Genomic DNA, 1161 nt, shown 5'->3' on the forward strand with positions numbered 1-1161 from the left:
GGTGATGCTGAATCCTGATCGCACCCTTTGGGTGGATCGGCTTTCCAGCGGGCGCGCGCCGATGAGCGTGGAACTGCCCGAGGCGGACGGCGAGCGAATCATCCGCCTCGTCGCGGCCCACGTCGGCGCAGAAGTCCATCGCGGCCAGCCGCTGCTGTCCGCCGAGTTGCCCGAAACGGGCGAACGCTTCGAGGGCATCTTGCCGCCGGCAGCGCCGGGGCCGGCCTTCGCGCTGCGCAAGCGCGCCATCGGCGTGATTCCGCTGGAGCGGTACGTCATCGACGGGATGATGACCAGCGCGCAAGCGGGCTTTCTCGTTCGCGCCGTGCGCGAGCGGCAGAACGTCTTGATCGCCGGCGCCACCAGCAGCGGTAAGACGACCTTGGCCAACGCGCTGCTGGCCGAGATCGCCGCCACGGGCGACCGCGTGCTGGTGCTCGAAGACACGGTGGAGCTGCAATGCGCCGCCCGCGACCACGTTCCCCTGCGCACCCGCGCAGGCGTGGTGTCGATGACGGAGCTGGTTCGCTCGTCCATGCGCCTGCGGCCTGATCGCGTCGTCGTTGGCGAAGTGCGCGGCGCCGAGGCGCTGGATCTCATCAAGGTGTGGGGCACCGGCCATCCCGGCGGAATCGCCACGATCCATGCCGGCTCCGCGCTCGGCGCGCTGCTGCGCTTGGAGCAACTGATTCTCGAAGTGGCGGTGAATCCGCCCCGTGCGCTGATCGCCGAGGCGGTCAACGTGGTGATCCACATCGCCGGGCGCGGGCGCAAACGCCGCATCGAGAGCATCGCCCGTGTCGTCGGCTTCGACGGCGTGGGCTACCGATTGGCGGATTGGGAGGCGGACGCGCTGGACACGCCGTTTCCCGAGTTGTCGCCAAACCCCGATGCCGCCCCCGCTGCGGCGACTTCCCCATCCCCTGACTCACTTGGAGAACTGCCATGACGCAGATGACCTTTCCTGCTTTCCGTTTTTCTGCAAATCCGGCTTTGCGTCTTGCGCGGCTGCGCTGCCTGGCCCGCCCTGCGGGGCAAGGGCTGCTGCTGGCCGCGCTGATGCTGTTCCTGGCCGGAACCGCACAGGCCGCCGGTTCCTCGATGCCGTGGGAAGGCCCGCTGCAATCCATCCTCGAATCCATCCAGGGGCCGGTGGCGCGC

2 protein-coding genes are annotated in these 1161 nt (G+C 68.9%); both read left to right on the top strand.

The window, feature by feature from the left end:
• On the top strand, nt 1-949 hold a 949-nt coding region (trbB, locus tag ACYQ1H_RS15480), incomplete at its 5' end, for a P-type conjugative transfer ATPase TrbB (protein ID WP_460028933.1).
• On the top strand, nt 946-1161 hold a 216-nt coding region (locus tag ACYQ1H_RS15485; protein ID WP_460028934.1), incomplete at its 3' end, for a TrbC/VirB2 family type IV secretion system protein. The genes trbB and ACYQ1H_RS15485, both read left to right, overlap by 4 nt.

The organism is Methyloparacoccus murrellii (assembly GCF_054657115.1).